The 255-nt window shown below is 64.7% G+C and carries 1 protein-coding gene; it reads left to right on the forward strand.

Annotated features, from left to right (window positions below):
• Window positions 1-255 (forward strand): hypothetical protein (locus F7P65_RS10585; RefSeq protein ID WP_150291721.1); only part of this gene is annotated, 255 nt, incomplete at both ends.

The raw sequence follows: 255 nt of genomic DNA on the forward strand, positions 1-255 counted from the left end.
TCTCACCGGCGGCCTGACCTGGAACCGGGTCAGCGCCACGCTGATCGAGGGGTGGGACGGCCCGGTCGGCACCGGCACGAAGATCGTTGCGCTGACATTGTCGGCGCCTGCCTCCATCGGCGCGGGCCTTAGCGGCAATGTTCAGGTCGTCGCGACGCAACTCCACAATTATGACAGCCATCCGGGCATCAATGTGGACGACAGCGTCAATCTGGGCAGCGTCGGTGTCGTCGCATCCGATCAGGATGGCGACAG

It is taken from the genome of Sphingobium estronivorans (genome assembly GCF_008692605.1).
Taxonomy (GTDB): Bacteria; Pseudomonadota; Alphaproteobacteria; order Sphingomonadales; family Sphingomonadaceae; genus Sphingobium; species Sphingobium estronivorans.